The 18,666-nt window shown below is 70.5% G+C and carries 14 protein-coding genes; 12 read left to right on the forward strand and 2 right to left on the reverse strand.

Annotated features, from left to right (window positions below; translation table 11 throughout):
• Positions 1–157: 157 nt before the first annotated feature.
• The 3 genes from I847_RS0118820 (at position 158) to I847_RS0118830 (ending at position 4,894) form a co-directional block, all read left to right on the forward strand.
• Positions 158–2,020, forward strand: a complete 1,863-nt coding sequence (locus I847_RS0118820; RefSeq protein ID WP_028050927.1) for an ABC transporter family substrate-binding protein — start codon at positions 158–160, stop codon at positions 2,018–2,020.
• Between the two features lie 238 nt (positions 2,021–2,258).
• The gene (locus I847_RS0118825; protein ID WP_028050928.1) at positions 2,259–3,785 is read left to right on the forward strand and encodes an ABC transporter permease; all 1,527 of its coding nucleotides are present in this window, start codon (positions 2,259–2,261) and stop codon (positions 3,783–3,785) included.
• The gene (locus I847_RS0118830; RefSeq protein ID WP_028050929.1) at positions 3,782–4,894 is read left to right on the forward strand and encodes an ABC transporter permease; all 1,113 of its coding nucleotides are present in this window, start codon (positions 3,782–3,784) and stop codon (positions 4,892–4,894) included. The genes I847_RS0118825 and I847_RS0118830 overlap by 4 nt, the downstream gene beginning before the upstream one ends.
• 8 nt (positions 4,895–4,902) lie before the next feature.
• Here the strand turns inward: I847_RS0118830 and I847_RS25970 are convergent, their stop codons facing one another.
• Positions 4,903–5,484: a PH domain-containing protein gene (locus tag I847_RS25970; protein WP_051275067.1), complete on the reverse strand. Its 582-nt coding sequence runs from the start codon at positions 5,482–5,484 to the stop codon at positions 4,903–4,905.
• 88 nt (positions 5,485–5,572) lie between these two features.
• Between I847_RS25970 and I847_RS0118840 the strand changes: the two genes are divergently transcribed.
• The 7 genes from I847_RS0118840 to I847_RS25975 all read left to right on the forward strand — a co-directional run bounded on the left by I847_RS0118840 (position 5,573) and on the right by I847_RS25975 (position 16,693).
• Positions 5,573–7,462 carry an ABC transporter ATP-binding protein gene (locus I847_RS0118840; protein ID WP_155856237.1) on the forward strand — a complete coding sequence of 630 codons (1,890 nt, stop codon included), beginning with the start codon at positions 5,573–5,575 and terminating at the stop codon, positions 7,460–7,462.
• Positions 7,463–7,602: 140 nt separating this feature from the next.
• Positions 7,603–9,402 (forward strand): ABC transporter substrate-binding protein, encoded by a 1,800-nt coding sequence (locus I847_RS24865; protein WP_155856229.1) that lies wholly within the window; start codon positions 7,603–7,605, stop codon positions 9,400–9,402.
• A gap of 102 nt (positions 9,403–9,504) precedes the next feature.
• A complete protein-coding gene (gene typA, locus I847_RS0118850; RefSeq protein WP_231384288.1) occupies positions 9,505–11,454 on the forward strand; it encodes a translational GTPase TypA in 1,950 nt (649 codons plus the stop codon).
• Positions 11,455–11,464: 10 nt separating this feature from the next.
• On the forward strand, positions 11,465–12,352 hold the full coding sequence (locus I847_RS0118855) for a PIG-L family deacetylase (protein WP_028050932.1): 888 nt from the start codon (positions 11,465–11,467) through the stop codon (positions 12,350–12,352).
• Between the two features lie 4 nt (positions 12,353–12,356).
• Positions 12,357–12,776, forward strand: coding sequence for a hypothetical protein (locus I847_RS24870; RefSeq protein ID WP_051275069.1), 420 nt, complete (start codon positions 12,357–12,359; stop codon positions 12,774–12,776).
• Complete coding sequence (locus I847_RS0118865; RefSeq protein ID WP_028050933.1) at positions 12,773–13,267, forward strand: flavin reductase family protein; 495 nt, start codon at positions 12,773–12,775, stop codon at positions 13,265–13,267. The genes I847_RS24870 and I847_RS0118865 overlap by 4 nt, the downstream gene beginning before the upstream one ends.
• Positions 13,268–13,465: 198 nt before the next feature.
• Entirely contained in the window at positions 13,466–16,693 is a 3,228-nt protein-coding gene (locus tag I847_RS25975) for a VanW family protein (RefSeq protein WP_051275070.1), read from the forward strand.
• Here I847_RS25975 and I847_RS24880 read toward each other — a convergent pair.
• Entirely contained in the window at positions 16,690–16,941 is a 252-nt protein-coding gene (locus I847_RS24880; RefSeq protein ID WP_034611211.1) for a hypothetical protein, read from the reverse strand. The two genes, I847_RS25975 and I847_RS24880, sit on opposite strands and share 4 nt — an antisense overlap.
• 84 nt (positions 16,942–17,025) lie before the next feature.
• On the opposite strand from I847_RS24880, the gene fdxA reads away from it, so the two are divergent.
• Both fdxA and dapC read left to right on the forward strand, forming a co-directional pair.
• Positions 17,026–17,352 carry a ferredoxin gene (gene fdxA / locus I847_RS0118880; protein WP_028050935.1) on the forward strand — a complete coding sequence of 109 codons (327 nt, stop codon included), beginning with the start codon at positions 17,026–17,028 and terminating at the stop codon, positions 17,350–17,352.
• Positions 17,353–17,362: 10 nt separating this feature from the next.
• Entirely contained in the window at positions 17,363–18,502 is a 1,140-nt protein-coding gene (gene dapC / locus I847_RS0118885; protein ID WP_028050936.1) for a succinyldiaminopimelate transaminase, read from the forward strand.
• Positions 18,503–18,666 lie beyond the last annotated feature (164 nt).

Consider the following 18,666-nt stretch of genomic DNA (forward strand, 5'->3'; position numbering starts at 1 on the left):
TAGCGTAACGATCACCAGATCTGTGGCTACCTGTCCGTTTTGTCCGTTGGGGCTTCACTAACGTGTCCGCAACCCCCGGAGGGCTCTGCTCCCTTGTGCGCCGTGACCATCGACGCCCGTGTGACTCGGCAGACCCGCCACCGTTTCAGGAGGAACATTGAAGATCACACGGAAGGCCGCGACCGCAGCGGTCGCCTCGCTGAGCCTTCTCGCTCTCGCTGCGTGCAGCAGCGGTAATGGCGACACGACCGACGACAACGCAGGCATCAACCAGAGCACCGCCGTCAACGCCGCGTGGGAGTCACCCCTCACGTCGTTGAACACGGACGAGTTCAACGTGGGCAACGCGACGCAGAACGCGGTCGTCACCTACCTGACGAACTCGCAGTTCAACTACTACGAGCCGGACCTCACGCTCCACAAGGACACGAGCTTCGGCAAGTACGAGAAGGTCTCGGCAGATCCCCTCGTCGTGAAGTACACGATCAGCAAGGACGCCACGTGGTCGGACGGCACCCCCGTCACCGCCACGGACAGCCTGCTCGAGTGGGCGGCGACCTCGGGCCACCTGAACACGATCGAGGGCAACTTCGACGCTGATTCCAACGACCTGACCGACTACAAGGCCGGTGTGTTCTTCAACGGCGTGACCCCCGGCGCTGCGCTGGTCACGAAGACTCCTGAGGTCTCCGACGACAACAAGTCGATCACCTTCACCTACGACAAGCCGTTCGGTGACTGGGAGCTCGAGTTCCAGGGCCCGGTCGTCCCCGCGCACGTCGTCGCCACCCACACGCTGGGCATCACGGACCCGACGAAGGCCAACGAGGCGCTGGCGAAGGCGATCACCGACAACGACGTCGAGAAGCTCAAGCCCATCGCGGAGTTCTGGAACCACGGGTTCAACATCTCGAAGTTCCCGGACGACAAGTCCCTCGTCGTTTCGGACGGCCCGTACATCATCAGCGACTTCGTCGACGGCCAGTACCTGACGGTCAAGCGCAACGACAAGTACAAGGGCAGCCGCACCACGGGGCCCGACACCTTCACGTTCCGCTACATCGACGACCCGATGGGGCAGGTGCAGGCTCTCCAGAACGGTGAGGTCGACATCGTCGGCCCGCAGGCCTCCGCCGACGTCCTGACGGCACTCAACGACCTCGGGACCGTCAACGTCCAGAACGCCGACGAGGGCACGTACGAGCACATCGACCTGCAGTTCACCAACAAGGGCCCGTTCGACCCGGCCACCTACGGTGGCGACGCCGCGAAGGCGCTCGCCGTCCGCAAGGCGTTCCTGACGGCCCTGCCGCGACAGGCGATCATCGACAACCTGATCAAGCCGCTCAACCCCAAGGCCGAGGTCCGTAACTCGTTCCAGGTCCTGCCGAGCGCGCCGAACTACGACGAGGTCGTCAAGAACAACGGCTCGGACGAGTACCCGAACGCCGGCGACCCCGCCAAGGCCAAGTCGATCCTGGCCTCCGCTGGAGTCACCGGTCCGATCAACGTCCGCCTGGTCTTCAACGGCGACAACCCGCGCCGCGTCAACGAGTTCGACCTCATCAAGAACGCCGAGGCTGCAGTTGGCTTCACGATGGTCGACGCCTCGGCTCCGGCAGCGAAGTGGGTCAACAAGATCAACACCGGCCAGGCCGACTACGACGCCTCGCTGTTCGGTTGGCAGTCCACCTCGACGGCAGTGACCGCCGGGGAGCCGACCTACCGCACCGGTGGCAGCCAGAACAAGAGCGGCTACACCAATGCCAAGGTGGACAGCCTGTACGACCAGCTCTCCACGGAGCTCGACGGCAAGAAGCAGACGGAGCTGCTCTACAAGATCGAGCAGCAGCTGAACGCCGACGCCTTCGGCACCACGATCTTCCAGTTCCCCGGGATCCACGCCTGGAGCAAGAAGCTCACCGGCCCCGATCCCCTCTCCCTGAGCCCGACGATCATGTACGGGTTCTGGAACTGGAAGATCGAGGGGTCCGGCGCGACGGACAAGGCCACGAGCTGACCCGTCAGACCGCCTGACTGACACCGGTCGGGGCGGCGGAGCCTACGGGTTCCGCCGCCCTCACCGTGTCTCCAGGTGCGACGTCCGCGGCCGGGTCCCTCGATCCTGAGCCGTGGCCGCGGGCCCTGCACGTTACACGCGTGGCGCTCCGTGGCGCTCTGACCAGGCGTTCCAGCTCCCTTGCTGCGTAGACTCGGGCAATCGGAGTGCAACGCCCTCAACTGCGAGGTGTACGCATTTGATCTCGTTCCTGTGGCGACGTCTACTCGCCGGGCTGGCAACGCTGCTGGTCTCGACATTCGTGATGTACATCCTCGCCTCCGCGTCGATGGACCCGTTCGGGGACCTGGGCCAGTCGACGGCCGCGAACAAGCAGCAGCTGATCGCCCAGCGGATCCAGCTGCTCGATCTCGACACGCCCGTCGTGATCCGCTACTTCAAGTGGCTCGGCAACTTCGCGCACGGCGACCTGGGCACGGCGTGGGTCAGCGACCAGCCGGTCTCGACGGTCCTGCACGGGGCGATCCTGTCGACGATCCAGCTCGTCACCGCGGCGACGGTCATCGCGATCGTCTTCGGCGTCGCGGTCGGCATCGTCAGCGCACTGCGCCAGTACAGCTCGTTCGACTACCTGATGATCTTCGTCTCGTTCCTCCTCTACTCGCTGCCCGCCTTCTGGGTCGCGGTGCTGCTCAAGCAGTGGGGCGCGATCGGCTTCAACAACTTCCTCGCGGACCCGGTGCTGTCCTGGGCCTTCATCGGAGTCGTCGCACTGCTGGCGGGCCTCCTGTGGAGCCTCGCGATAGGCGGTGAACGACGGCAGCGGATCCTGACCTTCGTGGTGGCGTTCGCCGCGACGTTCGCCACGTTCGCGTTCCTGCAGCTGAGCGACTGGTGGACGCACCCGAGCATCAACCCGCCCCTGCTCGCCCTGCTCGGCACGGCGACCGCGTTCTCGGTCACGACGCTGTCGACCGGGCTGAAGAACCGCCGAGCGCTGGGCGCGTCACTGACCACGGTCGTCATCGGCCTGGTGCTGTACCTGCCGTTGCAGGTCTTCTTCCAGAAGGTCGACGAGTCCTGGTGGATGATGCTCGTCCTGGCGCTCGTCACGGTCGGCGTCGGGATCGGCGTCGGCTACGCCTGGGGTGGCCCCGACCGGGGCGTCTCGGCGCGCACGGCCGCGATCACCGCGTTCCTGATTGCCTCGATGCTCTTCGTCAACCAGGTCATGCGGGTCTGGCCCGCGTACTACAACGCACCGGCGATCAACGGCCGACCCGTCCCGACGATCGGCGACCGGACACCGAACCTCGGCGGCAACTTCTGGGTCATCACGCTCGACCAGTTCATGCACCTGCTCCTGCCGACCCTGGCGCTGGTGCTGATCGGGTTCGCCTCGTACACCCGCTACTCACGCTCGAGCATGCTCGAGGTGATGAGCCAGGACTACATCCGCACGGCGCGCTCGAAGGGCATGCCCGAACGCACGGTGATCATGCGCCACGGGTTCCGCAACTCGCTGATCCCGCTGGCCACCGTGGTGCCGATCGACGTGATCACCCTCCTCGGTGGCGCGATCATCACCGAGCGGGTGTTCGCCCGACCAGGGATGGGCACCCTGTTCCTCTACTCCCTGACCCACGCGGAGATCGAGCCGGTGATGGCCTACCTCGTGATCGTCGCCGCGCTCGCGATCGTCGCCAACATCGTCGCCGACCTCGTCTACGCGGGTCTCGACCCCAGGATCCGGGTGAATGCATGAGTACCGTCGAGCAGGTACCCCCGCAGGGCTCGGCCGACGAGTCGACGGAGAACGCGATCGAGCTGCGGGAGGTCGCCGGCCTCTCGCAGGGACAGATCGTCCGTCGTCGCTTCCTGCGCCACCGCGGTGCGATGGTCGCCATCGTCGTTCTGACGCTCGTCGTGATCCTCGCGTTCTCGTCCGTCGGGATCGGCGGCTGGACGGGCTGGTGGCTGTTCACGCCCAACGAGATCAACGTCGTCATCAACGGCGGCAAGCCCACGCTCCTGCTGCCTTCGTGGCTCGGCGGTGACGCCGGCCTCTGGTTCCACTGGGGTCTGCACCCGTTCGGCCAGGACGAGATCGGTCGCGACGTCTTCGCGCGCGTCATGCGGGGCACGCAGACGTCCCTCATCATCACGGCGACCGTCGGGATCGTCGCGACGGGCGTCGGGATCTTCGTCGGCGCCCTGGCGGGCTTCAACCGCGGCCGGACCGACGACATCCTGATGCGGGTCACGGACCTGGTCATCACCATGCCGGTCATCGTCATCGGCGCCGTCCTCGGTCAGCTCGCGGGTGGCAACAACCCGCTCATCTTCGGCGCGTTCCTCGGCCTGATCACGTGGACCACGCTGGCGCGGCTGGTGCGCGGTGACTTCCTGACCCTCCGGGAGCGTGAGTTCGTCGACGCCGCGCGCGTGGCGGGCGCCAGCAACTCCCGGATCATGTTCAAGCACATGCTGCCGAACGCGATCGGCGTGATCATCGTCAACACGACGCTGCTCATGAGCTCGGCGATCCTGCTCGAGACCGCGTTGTCCTACCTCGGCGTCGGGATCAAGGCGCCGGCCACGTCGCTCGGCCTGCTGATCAGCCAGTACCAGGAGGCGTTCTCGACGCGGCCGTGGCTGTTCTGGTGGCCGGGTCTGATGATCGTGATCATCGCGCTGTCGATCAACTTCATCGGAGACGGCCTGCGCGACGCGTTCGACCCCCGGCAGAAGCGCATCCCGTCGGAGCGCAAGATGGCCAAGGCGATGAGCGTCGACGGTTCGGTGGCTCGGTCCATGTCGAGCACGGTCGCGCCGTCGAACCAGATCGGCAACGCCGGGATGGGCCCGTCATGACGGTGGGTTCAGAGCAGGACGAACGACGCGGCGGTCAGCACGACGACGCTGCCGATCAGCAGCCAGTGCCAGCGTCGCTGCGGCACGACGCCCGCAGCGACGGCGGCCTCGGCGTCCTTGAGGTAGCCACCGTCCTTGAGGGCCACCTGGCGCTCGATGACGGCGTCCGCCACGCGGTCGGCGTTGGCGTTGTGCCGGCCCGGTCCGAGCGGTCCGCTGACCGTAGGACGGCGGCGCAGGCGCTGCGCGGTGCCGCTGGACCGGGGAGCGGCCCACACCGTCACGTCCGCGCCGGTCGTGTGCACGACGAGCGAGTACTTGACGGTCACGCCGCGGTAGGCGGGCCACGGGACGCGCACGGTGGCCAGCACGTTGCGGATCACGAGCTCGCCGTCGGACACCTCGACGCCGGGGTTCCAGAACAGTGCCCACACCAGCAGCACGATCAGCGCCAGGAGCGGCACCAGCTGCAGGCACTCCGCCACGCCGTCGACGAAGAAGACGCTGACCAGCGCAATCACCGCGGCCAGCGCCGCAGCTCCCGTCAGCCAGCGCCCGTACGTCGAACTGAACTCCTGCGTGCCGCCCATGCGCACATGCTCCCAGACCGACGCTCGTCGACGGCGACCCCGTCCACCGTCCGTCTCTTCCTCGGCCAGTAAGGAAACCTTCGTGGCAATCGACACCACCGACGCGGTCCCGGCTGGGGCGCCCGCACGGACGCCCGTGCTCTCCGTGCGTGACCTCGGCGTGGACTTCTACGTCGACGGGACCTGGTACCCGGCCGCGATCGGCGTGAGCTACGACGTCTTCCCCGGCGAGGTCCTCGCCATCGTGGGCGAGTCCGGCTCCGGAAAGACCCAGTCCTCGATGTCCCTGCTCGGCCTGCTGCCGGCCAACGGCCGCGCCAACGGCAGCGCCAAGCTGGGCGAGCGCGAGCTCCTGGGCATGTCGCAGCAGAGGCTCCGGCAGGTCCGCGGCAAGGAGATCGCAGTGATCTTCCAGGAGCCGATGACGGCTCTGAACCCCGTCTACACGATCGGTTTCCAGATCGTCGAGACGCTGCGCACGCACTTCGACATCGGTCCCAAGGACGCCCGTGCCCGTGCGCTGGAGCTCCTGCGACTCGTGGAGATCCCGGACCCGGAACGACGGATCGACTCCTACCCCCACCAGCTGTCCGGCGGGCAGCGCCAGCGCGCGATGATCGCCCAGGCGCTCGCCTGCGACCCGAAGCTCCTCATCGCCGACGAGCCGACGACGGCCCTCGACGTGACCGTGCAGGCGGAGATCCTCAAGCTGATGCGCGACCTGCGCACGCGCATCGACTCCGGCATCGTGCTCATCACCCACGACATGGGCGTCGTCGCCGACCTGGCCGACAAGATCATCGTGATGAAGGACGGCCGGGTCGTCGAGGAGGGGTCGTCGATCGACATCTTCACGGCGCCGACCCACCCGTACACGATCAAGCTCCTCGAGGCTGTTCCCCACCTCGGGCGCAGCGCCGACGTGCTCGCGGCCGAGACGTCCGACACGTCCGACACGTCCGACACGTCCGACACCACGACCGCCGACCGACCGGTCGAGCCCGTCGTCGCGCCCGAGACCGCCCAGGACGTGGTCCTCGAGGCCAAGGACATCGTCATCGAGTACCCGGGGCGTCGTCGCCAACCGGCCTTCCGGGCGGTCGACGGCGTCAGCCTGACGCTCCGACGCGCCGAGGTCGTCGGCCTGGTCGGTGAGTCCGGCTCCGGCAAGACGACGATCGGACGCGCCGTGGTCGGGCTGCTGCCGGTGACGTCGGGCGAGCTGAGGATCGTCGGCCAGGACATGGTCGGCGCCACGCTGAAGGACCTCAAGCCGCTACGGAGCAAGGTCGGGATCGTCTTCCAGGACCCCGGCAGCTCGCTCAACCCTCGCCTGCCGATCGGCGAGTCGATCGGCGAGCCGCTGCTGCTGCACCGCGGCCTGAAGGGGGCGGAGATGTCGCGCGCGGTCGAGCGTCTGCTCGACCAGGTGCAGCTCCCTCGGGCCATGCGCAACCGCTACCCGCACGAGCTGTCCGGCGGGCAGCGCCAGCGCGTGGGGATCGCCCGGTCCCTCGCGCTCGAGCCGCAGCTGCTCGTCGCCGACGAGCCCACCTCCGCGCTGGACGTGTCTGTGCAGGCGACGGTGCTCGAGCTGTTCCAGGACCTGCAGCGTGAGCACGGGTTCGCATGCCTCTTCATCAGCCACGACCTGGCTGTCGTCGAGATGCTGTCCGACCGGATCGCCGTGATGCACAACGGGAGGCTGGTCGAGATCGGCGACGCGGCTCAGGTGGTCAACCACCCTCGGGACACGTACACGCAGCGGCTCCTCGCCGCCGTGCCCGTGCCCGACCCGGTGGCCCAGCAGGAGCGCCGGCTGACTCGCGACGCCCTGCTCGAGGCCCAGCGCGACGAGCTCGAGCGAGCGGAGATCGCGCGGGCCGAACAGCTCACGGACGCCTCGGAGAAGGCGGACCTCGACGCCCACGACGTCCTGGACCAGGAGGGCGGCCACACGACCGGTCGCGGCTTCTGACCTCGCCCTCTCGTCCGGCGCGCCACGGCGACTCGTCGAGTTTCCACCGATTCGTACGGCATGGTTGAGGTTCGGCGGATCGGAACCGATACCTCCGTATAGGGCAGTCGGTGCCCGTCCGAGGTCGCGGGAGGCAAGCGGTGCGCAGTGGTTCACGTCTGACGGTCGTGGCGGTCGCCGCCGCAGGGATCGCGATGCTGCTCGCCGGGTGCACCGACCCCGCCCCGCAGCCCGACCGTCCGGGGACCGTGGTCGTCGCTGTCGCGTCGCCGTTCACGTCGCTGAACGGGGGGACCGCGCAGGGGCGCGCGCCGGGCAGCACCCTGGTCCGCGGGCTGGCCCAGTCCGGCTTCGTCAGTCTCGACGAGGACGGCACCGCCGTGCTCGACCCGTCGTTCGGCACGGTCGAGAAGGTGTCGGACGCACCGCTGACGGTGAAGTACACGATCGCGAAGGGTGCCACCTGGTCGGACGGGGTGCCCGTGACCGCGGACGACCTCGTCCTGGAGTGGGCCGCGCGCAGCGGGCAGCTGGACGACGTCGCGCCCGAGCTCGACGAGGCGGGCGACGTCACCAACGACGACGAGCTCGCCGCCGGCGTGGCCTTCGCAGCGGCGTCGCCGGCCCTGACCTACGTGGAGCTGCAGCCCGTCGTGTCCGGGGCGACCGTCACGGTCACGTACACGAAGCCGGTCGCCGACTGGCAGGTCGCGCTCGACGTCGGCCTCCCGGCGCACGTGGTCGGCCAGACGGCGCTGGGGGTCGAGGACCCCGCTGCCGCCGCGGCCGCGGTGACCGCCGCGATCACGAAGGAGGACAAGAAGGCGCTGAGCTCGATCTCGGTCACCTGGCGCACGCAGTTCGACGCCGACGCGCTGGCTCAGCACATCGACCTCGCCGTCAGCGACGGCCCGTACGTCGTCGACCGGATCGTGCCGGACCAGCGAGTCGAGCTGGTGCGGAACACGAAGTACACCGGAGACCGGCCCGCCGCCTACGACCGCATCGTGGTGCGCACCGACGTCGAGCCGCTCGACGAGGTGAAGGCGCTGTCGGCGGGCACGATCGACGTCATCGCCCCGGCGGACACCGCGGACGTGATGGACGCGCTCGCGAAGGTCGACGACGCCACCGTGCACACCGGCGGCGACAGCACGCTCCAGCTCGAGCTGCAGGTGGCCGGCGGCGGCGCGTTCGACCCGGCGACCTACGGACGTGACGCGGCGACGGCGGCCGCGGTGCGCACGGCGTTCCTGCTGACCGTCCCGCGCGACACGATCGTCGACGACCTCGTGAAGCCCTTGTGGTCCGACGCCGAGGTCTCGACGGGCGTCCTGCCGCGGGTGGGACCGGAGGCAGGCGGAGCCGCGGGAGGCAGCGGTGCGGCCGACGTCGACCAGGCGAAGTCCGTCCTCGCGGACGCCAAGGTGACCGGCAAGGTCGTGGTCCGCGTCCTGACGAACACGACCGACCCGCTGCGCACGGCGATGCTCGACCAGATCACGGACTCGGCGGCGCACGCGGGCTTCGACGTGCGGCCCTACACACCGGTGCAGGCGTGGGCGACGGACCTCGCCGGCGCGCCGGCCGCGTGGGACGTCGCTCTCGTGCCGGTCCCGCAGTCCGAGCTGCCGGTCGACGCCGTCGTGACGCGCTGGCAGACGAAGGCCTTCGCCAACCTGACCGGCTGGTCCGACCCCGCCACCGACAAGGCCCTGAAGACCGTCGCCGCGACGGTCGACCCCGAGGCGGTGCCGGCGGCGCTGGAGCCCGTGGCGACGAGCCTGGTCGACGGCGGTGCGGTCTCGTCGATCGTCCAGCAGCCGGTCGTGGTCGCTCAGCGCGCGCTGCCGGACGGGACTGCGCTGCCGCAGATCGAGCCGCTCGCGCTCGGCCGCGCGGACCTGACGTCGTGGTGGGGCTGGGCGCGGAAGGTGTAGTGGGGCTGGTCACCTCTGGGCCATTCCGGCCTACGGACGGGTAGGATTGACCGGCGCAGCCGACGACCGGCGCGCTCCCCACCTTCTGAGATGAGTTCCCCCATGTCTGAGCCCACGTCTGCGCCGAGCACGTCTGTCGGCACGAGCGTGCGCGGAGACCTGCGCAACGTTGCCATCGTCGCGCACGTCGACCACGGCAAGACCACCCTCGTCGACGCCATGCTGTGGCAGTCCGGTTCGTTCGGTTCCCACGCCCACGTGGACGAGCGCGCGATGGACTCCGGCGACCTGGAGCGCGAGAAGGGCATCACGATCCTCGCCAAGAACACGGCGATCCGGTACACGGGTCCCGCGGCGGCAGAGATCGGTCAGCCCGACGGCATCACCATCAACGTCATCGACACCCCGGGCCACGCCGACTTCGGTGGCGAGGTCGAGCGCGGCCTGTCCATGGTCGACGGTGTCGTCCTGCTCGTCGACGCGTCCGAGGGCCCGCTGCCCCAGACCCGGTTCGTGCTGCGCAAGGCGCTCGTCGCCAAGCTTCCCGTGATCCTCGTCGTGAACAAGACCGACCGCCCCGACGCGAGGATCACCGACGTCGTGCACGAGGCGACGGACCTGCTGCTCGGGCTCGCCTCGGACCTGCACGAGGACGTGCCGGACCTGGACCTCGACGCGATCCTCGACGTCCCCGTCGTGTTCGCCGCCGCCAAGGCCGGTCGCGCGTCGATGAACCAGCCCGCCGACGGCGGCCTGCCGGACTCGGAGAACCTCGAGCCGCTGTTCAAGACCATCCTCGAGCGCATCCCGGCCCCGACCTACACCGAGGGCGCGCCGCTGCAGGCGCACGTCACCAACCTCGACGCGTCGCCGTTCCTCGGTCGCCTCGCCCTCCTGCGCGTGTTCAACGGCACGATCCGCAAGGGCCAGACCGTCGCGTGGGCCAAGGCCGACGGCACGCTGGCGAACGTGAAGATCACCGAGCTGCTGGAGACCAAGGCGCTCGAGCGCGTCAGCACCGACTCCGCCGGCCCCGGCGACATCGTCGCCGTCGCCGGCATCGAGAACATCACCATCGGCGAGACGCTGACGGACCCGGACGACCCGCGCCCGCTGCCGCTCATCACGGTCGACGACCCCGCGATCTCCATGACCATCGGGATCAACACGTCCCCGCTGGCCGGCCGTGGGGGCAAGGGCCACAAGGTCACCGCCCGCCAGGTCAAGGACCGCCTCGACAAGGAGCTCGTCGGCAACGTGTCGCTGCGCGTCCTGCCCACCGAGCGCCCCGACGCCTGGGAGGTCCAGGGCCGTGGTGAGCTCGCGCTGGCCATCCTCGTCGAGCAGATGCGTCGTGAGGGCTTCGAGCTGACGGTCGGCAAGCCGCAGGTCGTCATTCGCAAGGTCGACGGCAAGGTGCACGAGCCCGTCGAGCGCATGACGATCGACGTCCCCGAGGAGTACCTGGGCGCCGTCACGCAGCTGCTCGCGCAGCGCAAGGGCCGCATGGAGACCATGTCGAACCACGGCACCGGCTGGGTCCGCATGGAGTTCCTCGTCCCGGCGCGCGGCCTGATCGGGTTCCGCACCCGGTTCCTCACGGACACGCGCGGCACGGGTATCGCGTCCTCGATCTCCGAGGGCTACGAGCCGTGGGCCGGCAACATCGAGACGCGCATCAACGGCTCTCTCGTCGCCGACCGCTCCGGTCCCGTCACGCCCTTCGCCATGATCAACCTGCAGGAGCGGGGCTCGTTCTTCGTCCAGCCGACGCAGGAGGTCTACGAGGGCCAGATCGTCGGTGAGAACTCGCGCAACGAGGACATGGACGTGAACATCACCAAGGAGAAGAAGCTGACCAACATGCGGTCGGCCACCGCGGACAACTTCGAGAACCTCATCCCGCCGCGCAACCTGACGCTGGAGGAGTCCCTCGAGTTCGCCCGTGAGGACGAGTGCGTCGAGGTGACGCCGGAGATCGTGCGCATCCGCAAGGTGGTGCTCGACCAGACCGAGCGCGCGCGCATCACGGCCCGCTCGAAGCGCGCCTGAGCACGCTCTGATGGCCGGCGGCCTCGTCGCGGTGCACGCGCACCCCGACGACGAGTCGCTGAGCACCGGCGCGCTGCTCGCCACCTGGGCGCGCGCCGGTCTGCCGACGACCGTGGTCACCTGCACGCGCGGTGAGCGCGGCGAGGTCATCGGGGTGCCGCTCGCGCACCTCGAGGGCGATGGGCCGGCCCTGGCCGATCACCGCTCGGGCGAGCTGGCGCACGCGCTCGAGGCCCTCGGTGTGCCCGACCACCTGTTCCTCGACGAGGTGCCGGGCGCGGCTTCGGGCCAGTTCGAGGACTCGGGCATGGCGTGGCTCGGCACGGGCGAGGCCGGGCTTTCCGACGACGTCCCGCCCCACGCGTTCGTGGGCGTGAGCGTCGAGGACGCGGCTCAACGGCTGGCGGACGTCCTCAGGTCGCGCGACGCGTCCGTCGTCGTGACCTATGAGCCCGGTGGCGGGTACGGCCATCCCGACCACGTCCGCGCCCACGAGGTGACACGACGGGCCGTCGAGCTCGTCGAACCGCGCCCGGTTCTGCTGGTCGCGGTCCAGGGCGAGCACGCCTTGCGCGCCGGGTACGCCGCCCTTGCCGGACGTACGTCGCCAGGCCTCCGCCTCCCCGACGTCGACGGTCCGCTGCCGTCGGTGGCGGTGCCCGACGACCTGGTGGACCTCCACGTCGACGTGCCGCCGGTCCGCGAATCGATCCTCGCCGCCCTCCGGGCCCACGCGACCCAGGTGCAGGCCGTGGACGCGATCGACGACGACGCCGCGCTGGTCGGCTGCTACGCGCTCAGCAACCAGCTGCTCGCGCCCCTGCTGCCCGTCGAGGCGTACCGGATCGTCGGTGACGGTGACGTCGCGTGGCCGGCCGGCGTGCGCCGGATAGCCTGACCGCGTGCGCTTCTCCGTCGCCCTGCTCGGCAAGACCGTCCTGACCGTCGGCGTCGGCTTCGTCGTCGGGCTGATCGGGACGATCATGCACCGCAGCGTCCAGCCGTGGGGCCTCGTCCTCGCTCTGCTTCTCGTGCTGACCGCCGCCACCACCGCTCGGGCGCTCGGCGGGTTGGTCGCCTGGATCGGCTTCGTCGCAGGACTCGGCGTGACCGTCCTGGCGCTGTCCCAGGAGGGCCCGGGCGGCGACGTCCTCATACCGTCGGGACCGAAGCTCGGCGTCGTGTGGCTCGTCGGCTCGATGGTCCTGGCCGTCGCGGCGATGTTCCTTCCGCGCGCGTGGTTCTCGGACGCGCCTCGTCCTGCCCGGCCCGCGCGGCCCGTGGCCGGGGATGCCGTCGGGGAGCCGGACACCACGCAGTGAGCCTCGACCTGTCGTCCGACGACTTCCGGTCCGCCATCGGTCGTCTGCCCGCCGGCGTCGCCGTAGTCACGTTGCGCTGGCGGGAGACCGTCCACGCGATGACCGCGAGCGCGGTCGCATCCGTCTCGCTCGAACCCCCGATGCTCCTGTTCTGCGTGCACGTGGACGCCCGGTTCCGTGACGCCCTGGACGATGTGGACACCTGGGCTGTGAGCGTCCTCGCCGACGACCAGGCGCACACCGCCGACTGGTTGGCGTCTCCCGGCCGGCCCGCGTTCGACCAGCTCGCGCGCGTGCCGCACCGGCCGGCGCCGCTGTCCGGCGGGGTCTGGCTCGACGGGGCGGCCGCGTCGTTCGACTGCCGGACGTCCGCGATCCACCGCGCCGGGGACCATGACGTCGTGGTCGGCGACGTGCTCGCAGCGGAGCAGGGGGAGGCGGACGTGGGCGGTCTGGTCCACCTGCGCGGCCGGGTGCGGCCCGTTCGCTGACCCTGCTGCAAGGCCTCCCGCCGGGTTTGTCCGATGCGTCCACCTCGGCAGACCCGACCCGGACCGGTGCGGTCTCGCGGAGGTCTCGATCTGCTGTGAATCGCTGTCCGGCGGGTGGTGTGGTCGTCGGGAAATCGCTCGCCGCCACGTAGACTCGCGCGGGCGCGTTGTACGCGCGGGGAGCGGCAGGGGAGCAGTATGAGCAAGGGTACGGAGCAGGACCAGTCCGGGCAGGGCGGCGCGACCTCGGGCGCAGGCGCGTCCGCAGATCCGGTCTGGCCCGTCTGGGGCGGCGGCGCGCCGATGGTGCCCGCCGCAGACCACGAGGCCGAGGACTCGGCCGCCGTCGACGAGGCTGCCGACGAGGTCACGCCCAGCGTCGCCAGCGAGCCGACGACTGACCCTGAGCCGGCAGCGGACGATGCCGACGACGACAGCGAGACCCCCACGCTCGAGGCGGACGAGCCTGCGACGGACGAGGTCGCGACGGACGAGCTCGCGACGGACGAGCCTGCGACCGACGAGCCTGCGGCGGACGAGCCTGCGACGGACGAGCCTGGGGCCGCGATTCACGAGCCCGCGCACGACGAGGCCAGCAGCGACGATGCCACGAGCGACGAGGTCATCAGCGACGAGGCCACCACCGACGAGGCCTCCAACGACGAGCCTGCGACGGACGAGCCTGCGACGGACGAGCCTGCGACGGACGAGCCCGTGGCTGAGTCCGACGAGGTCGCGATCGACGCGGATCCGGTCGGCGAGGCGCGGATCGACGAGGCCGCGATCCACGAGCCCGCGGCCGACGAGCCCGCGGCCGAAGAGCCTGTGGCGGACGAGCCCGCGGCGGATGGGCCCGTGGCCGACGAGCCCGCGGCGGACGAGCCCGCGGCCGGGCCGGACGAGGCCAGAGTCGACGACCCTGCGAACGACGAGGTCCCGAACGACGGGACGGACGCCGGACCGACGGACGACGGGGCCGCAGGCGACGAGGCCAGCCTCGCTCCGGTAGCTGCTGCCGAGGAGCCTGCGAAGGCTGACGAGGCCCCCAGCGAGCCGGCGCCGGTCGAGGAGACCGTCGCGGCGGCTGCTGTCGCCGAGACCGACGAGGCACCCGCGGACGTGGTCCGCACGGCCGACGTCTCCGACGAGCCCGCCGAGCCCGAGCCGTCCGAGGTGGTTGGTGAGGGCGCCTCGGTGGAGCCGACGGGTGGCCCGGAGCCGGTGGCCGAAGCCGTCGAGGACGAGTCGGCGCAGCCCGCACCCGAGGGCGAGCAGCCGGCGCCGACCGACGAGACACCGGTCGTCGTCGCCCCTCCGGCTGAGCCCGAGCCGGAGGTCGTCCGCCCGAATCCGTTCGCGGCGCTGGCGAGCGCTGCGCTCGCTTCGGCGATCAGGCCGACCGCACCCACAGTCGTCGCCCCCGAGTCGGAGCCCGCCCCGGCGCCGCAGAGCGCCGTGGTGCCGGCAGCGCCGACCGAGGTGCTGCCGCCCGTCGCCGCGGAGCCCGATCCGGTACAGGCGCCGACCGAGGTGCTGACGCCGGTCGCCGCGGCGGCCGTCCCGGTCGTGGCGCCCACCGCGGTGACTGCGCGCGTCGAACCGACGCCGGTTCCGGCACGCGCGTTCGCGCCGGTCAGTGCCGCGGCCGCCGCGGCGTCCGGCACGATTCAGGCGGGCCCGGTGCCGCCGCGCGAGCGTGACCGCGACCCTTCACCGTTCGACGTGTTCGAGCCCGAGAACGGTCGACGCCGGTGGCCGCGACGGCTGGCGATCGTCGGTGGCATCGTGCTGGTGCTCGGGGCGGCGTACGTCGGTGCCTCGTTCGCGGAGGCCGACAAGGTCCCGCGTGGTGCGAGCGTCGCAGGTGTGGACATCGGTGGCCTCGCGTCGGCGGACGCGGTCGCGCGCCTCGATGACGAGCTGTCCGGCCAGGCCACCAAGCCGATCCCGGTGGTCGCGCAGGACACGCAGGCCACGTTGGACCCGAAGGTGGCAGGCCTCACTCTCGACGCGCAGGCCACGGTCGACGAGCTGACGGGCCTGGACCTGGCGACCCCGAAGCGGCTGTGGAACCACCTCGTCGGGGTCGAGGAGCAGCCCGCGGTCACCGCGGTCGACCAGACCAAGCTGGCCGCGGCCCTCGACGGGCTGGGCACCTCCGTGCAGCTGGAGCCGGTCGACGGCACGATCGTCTACGTCGACGGGACCGCCCAGTCCACGCAAGCCGTCGACGGCTGGGCCCTCGACCCCGAGGGGGCGGCGAAGGTCGTCACGGACGACTGGCTCGTCGCGCCCCGGCCCCTGAAGCTGCCGACGAAGCCGGTCGAGCCGACGATCACGCAGGAGGAGACGGACGCCGCCCTCGCGGAGGCGACCACGGTGAGCTCTGCGCCGGTCTCGGTCTCGGTCGACGGGCAGGTGGCTCTCCTCGACGCGAAGACGCTCGCGGACAACGCGTCGTACGTGCCGACCGACGGGGACCTGGCCCTGCAGCTGAACGGCGAAGGCCTGACAGCGGCGGTCCTCGAGAAGCTGCCCACCCTGCTGACGGAGTCGGCCGACGCGCACTTCGAGTTCGTGAACGGCGCGCCGGTGATCGTCCCCGGTGCCTCGGGCACGACGCTCGACCCCAAGGCGATCGCCGCGGCCGTCGCGAAGGCGGCTGTCTCGAGCAACCGCTCCGCCACGGCCGAGCTCGTGCAGGCGGACCCGACCGAGTCGACCGCCGCGCTCGAGGCTCTGGGGATCAAGGAGGTCGTCTCGAAGTTCGACACGCCGCTCACCAGCGAGCCGCGCCGGACGGTGAACATCACGAACGGTGCCAGCAAGATCAACGGCACGCTGATCAAGCCGGGCGAGACGTTCAGCCTCACCGAGGCGCTCGGGCCGATCGACGCGGCGCACGGCTTCGTCGAGGCGGGCGCGATCGTCAGCGGTGAGCACACCGACGCCTGGGGCGGCGGCCTGAGCCAGGTGTCGACGACCAGCTACAACGCGGGGTTCCTCGCGGGCTTCGAGGACATCGAGCACAAGCCGCACAGCGAGTGGTTCGCGCGGTACCCGGAGGGCCGCGAGTCGACGATCTTCACCGGCACGCTCGACATGCGGTGGAAGAACAACACCCCGTACGGCGCCCTGGTGCAGTCGTGGGTGGCCGACAACCGCGTCTACGTGTGGGTGTGGGGAACCAAGTACTGGACGGTCGAGTCGATCACGAGCCCGCGGTCGAACGTCGTGCACCCCACCACCGTGTACTCCCAGTCGCGCACCTGCGAGCCGTCCTCGGCAGGGAACCCCGGCTTCTCGGTGACGGTGACCCGCAAGACGTCCCTGAACGGCGAGCTGGTCAAGACCGAGTCGGACTCGTGGCGCTACAAGCCGCAGAACAAGATCGTCTGCGGGCCGGCGCCCACGCCGGCGCCCTAACCTGAGCGGTGCCGCGGCGCGGGTGGCGGCGGCACCAGCTTGGTGAGGACTATGTCCGCGGCGGGAACCCGGACGTCGCCGCGGCGCGTGCGCACGAGGACACCGGCGTCGTCGACGGCGAGAACCTCACCGAGGACGTCGGTGTGCCGGGGTTCGTCGGCCGTGGGTGCCGCAGGCAGGTCGTCGCGGAGCCGGCGGACCACCACGCGGACGCCCGGGGACCAGGTGCGCCACTCGGTCGAGCTCACCGCGCAGTCCGTGGACACGCGATCGCGGTGGGAATCATGTGAGCGATACTAGGAGCGACCCCCGGCCACTGTGGAGGACCGACCGTGACGTATGTGATCGCCGAACCTTGCGTTGATGTCAAGGACAAGGCGTGCATCGAAGAATGTCCCGTGGACTGCATCTACGAGGGCAAGCGGTCGCTGTACATCCACCCGGACGAGTGCGTGGACTGCGGCGCGTGCGAGCCGGTCTGCCCGGTCGAGGCCATCTACTACGAGGACGACGTCCCGGAGCAGTGGACCGAGTACTACAAGGCGAACGTCGAGTTCTTCGACGACCTCGGCTCGCCCGGCGGTGCCGCGAAGATGGGTGAGATCGACAAGGACCACCCGATCATCGCGACGCTGCCGCTGCGCGTGCACGGCGACTGACGCCTGCTCGATGGGTCTGCTGACCGGCGCACTGCCCGACTTCCCCTGGGACACGCTCACGCCGTTCAAGGAGCGTGCCCGCGCGTACCCCGGCAGCATCGTCGACCTGTCCGTGGGAACTCCGGTCGACCCCACGCCTGCTCTGGTGCAGGAGGCGCTCGCGTCCGCGGCCGACTCGCCGGGCTATCCGACGACGCACGGCACACCGGAGCTGCGCCAGGCCGTCGTGGACTGGTTCGCGCGCCGCCGTGGTGTGCGCGGGCTCGACCCGGCCGGCGTGCTGCCGACCGTGGGCTCCAAGGAGCTCGTCGCCTTCCTGCCGTCGCTGCTCGGCCTCGGCGCCGGCGACGTGGTGCTGCACCCGTCCGCGGCGTACCCGACGTACGACGTGGGCGCTCGGCTGGCCGGCGCGACCCCGGAGCCCACCGACGATCCCGCGGCGCGTCTGCGCCAGGGCGGCGTGCGCCTCGTCTGGCTGAACTCGCCGGGGAACCCCACCGGCCAGGTCCTGGGGGTCGACGAGCTCACGCGGGTCGTCGACGCCGCGCGCGCGGCCGCCGCGCGGGACGGTCGACCGGTCGTCGTCGCCTCCGACGAGTGCTACGCGGAGCTGGCCTGGGACGAGCCGTGGGTGAGCGGCGGCGTGCCGAGCGTGCTCGACCCGCGCGTGACCGGCGGCGACCTGACCGGTCTGCTCGCGGTGTACTCGCTGTCCAAGCAGTCCAATCTCGCTGGGTACCGGGCGGCCTTCGTCGCGGGGGACCCGGTGCTCGTCGCCGGGCTGCTCGAGGTGCGCAAGCACGCGGGCATGATCGTGCCCGGACCGGTCCAGGCGGCGACGGCCGCAGCGCTGGCCGACGACGCGCACGTCTCGGAGCAGCGGGAGCGGTACCGCCGTCGTCGCACCACGCTCCGTTCGGCGTTCGAGCAGGCCGGGTATGCGGTCGACGCGTCGCACGCCGGGCTCTACCTGTGGGTGCGCCCGGAGGCCGGCGACCAGGACAGCTGGGCCACGGTCGGGGACCTCGCCTCGCTCGGGATCCTCGTGGCACCCGGCGCGTTCTACGGTGCACCCCGGCACGTGCGCGTCGCCCTGACGGCGACAGACGAACGCATTGCCGAGGCTGCCGCACGACTTGCCGGCGCCTGACGCCCATCGGGCGAACGGTTCTGTGATCGTCGTCACAGGCCCAACGTCCGGTCCAAGATTGGTCACGGAACGTCTCGCGCAGGTACCGTCGATCCAGGCCAACGGGGGCCCGTATGCGCACGCCGAACGGCGGCCATCAGCTGGCGGCATGGACGCGCGGGACA

Source organism: Cellulomonas sp. URHD0024 (assembly GCF_000426185.1).
Lineage (GTDB): Bacteria > Actinomycetota > Actinomycetes > Actinomycetales > Cellulomonadaceae > Cellulomonas.

Bases quoted from the DNA above. Each gene is read 5' to 3' on its own strand.
- dapC (WP_028050936.1), top strand. From the start codon at position 17,363: ATGGGTCTGCTGACCGGCGCACTGCCCGACTTCCCCTGGGACACGCTC.
- I847_RS25970 (WP_051275067.1), bottom strand. From the start codon at position 5,484: ATGGGCGGCACGCAGGAGTTCAGTTCGACGTACGGGCGCTGGCTGACG.
- I847_RS0118855 (WP_028050932.1), top strand. From the start codon at position 11,465: ATGGCCGGCGGCCTCGTCGCGGTGCACGCGCACCCCGACGACGAGTCG.
- typA (WP_231384288.1), top strand. From the start codon at position 9,505: ATGTCTGAGCCCACGTCTGCGCCGAGCACGTCTGTCGGCACGAGCGTG.
- I847_RS0118830 (WP_028050929.1), top strand. From the start codon at position 3,782: ATGAGTACCGTCGAGCAGGTACCCCCGCAGGGCTCGGCCGACGAGTCG.
- I847_RS25975 (WP_051275070.1), top strand. From the start codon at position 13,466: ATGAGCAAGGGTACGGAGCAGGACCAGTCCGGGCAGGGCGGCGCGACC.